General features: G+C 42.1%; 1 protein-coding gene. It reads right to left on the reverse strand.

Annotation, left to right across the window (positions count from 1 at the left end; translation table 11 throughout):
• Window positions 1–10: 10 nt before the first annotated feature.
• Window positions 11–1,559 (reverse strand): 30S ribosomal protein S1 (rpsA, locus tag A3766_RS20220; protein ID WP_068642867.1); only part of this gene is annotated, 1,549 nt, incomplete at its 5' end.

A 1,559-nucleotide genomic window follows, 5' to 3' on the forward strand; every position in this document is an offset into this window, starting at 1 on the left:
TGAAAGCGCATTACTTGTTTTGCATTTGCTCTTTAATCAAATCACCGATTGTAGTTGGTCCAGCAGACTCAACTTGCTTCTCACGAACTTCTTTCATCGCCTGCTTTTCGTCATCGATATCTTTAGACTTAACAGACAAATTAATTACGCGATTCTTACGATCAATATTGATGATCTTAGCTTCTACTTCATCGCCTTCTTTAAGCTGAGTAGTTAGATCTTCAACACGATCCTGACTCATTTCAGAAGCTTTCAAAGTCGCTTCAACATCTTCGCCAAGTTCTACAATAGCTGCTTTCGCATCTACTGACTTAACAGTACCTGTAACGATAGTACCTTTATCGTTAACCTGCACGTATTCAGCAAATGGGTCGCGCTCAAGCTGCTTGATACCTAAAGAGATACGCTCACGCTCTGGATCAACAGAAAGAATCACAGTTTCAATCTCGTCGCCTTTCTTGTACTTACGAACAGCTTCTTCGCCAGTTTCGTGCCAAGAAATATCAGACAAGTGAACTAGACCGTCAATGCCGCCATCCAAACCAATGAAGATGCCGAAGTCAGTGATAGATTTGATCTTACCGCTAACTTTATCTTCTTTGTTGAACTTGCTTGAGAACTCTTCCCAAGGATTAGCGTGACACTGCTTAATACCTAGAGAAATACGACGACGCTCTTCATCGATATCAAGAACCATTACTTCAACTTCATCACCTAACTGAACAACCTTAGATGGGTGAATGTTCTTGTTAGTCCAATCCATTTCAGAAACGTGAACAAGACCTTCAACGCCTTCTTCAATTTCTGCGAAACAACCGTAGTCAGTTAGGTTAGTTACGCGCGCAGTTACACGAGTATTCTCTGGGTAACGCTCTTTGATCTGTACCCATGGATCTTCACCTAGCTGCTTAAGGCCTAGTGAAACACGGTTACGCTCACGATCAAACTTCAATACTTTAACATTGATCTCGTCACCAACATTTACGATTTCACTTGGATGCTTAATACGCTTCCAAGCCATATCTGTAATGTGTAGAAGACCGTCAACACCACCTAAGTCAACGAAAGCACCGTAGTCAGTAAGGTTCTTAACGATACCCTTGGCTTCCATACCTTCAGCCATTGACTCAAGCAATGCTTCACGTTCTGCACTATTTTCAGCTTCAAGCACTGAACGACGAGAAACAACAACGTTGTTACGCTTCTGATCTAGCTTGATAACTTTAAATTCTAATTCTTTACCTTCAAGGTGTAGCGTGTCACGTACTGGACGAACATCAACCAATGAACCAGGAAGGAAGGCACGGATAGTTTTCAGCTCAACAGTGAAACCACCTTTAACCTTACCGTTAATCACACCTTTAACGATTTCTTCAGCTTCAAATGCTTTCTCAAGCTCTTTCCAAGCTTCAGCACGCTTAGCCTTCTCACGAGATAGGCGTGTTTCACCGAAGCCATCTTCAACAGCATCTAGTGCAACATCAACAGAGTCACCGATCTTTAATTCGACTTCACCGCTCTCGTTAACAAATTGAGATAGAGGTATAACACCTTCTGAC

The sequence above is a fragment of the Oleiphilus sp. HI0132 genome (genome assembly GCF_001635845.1).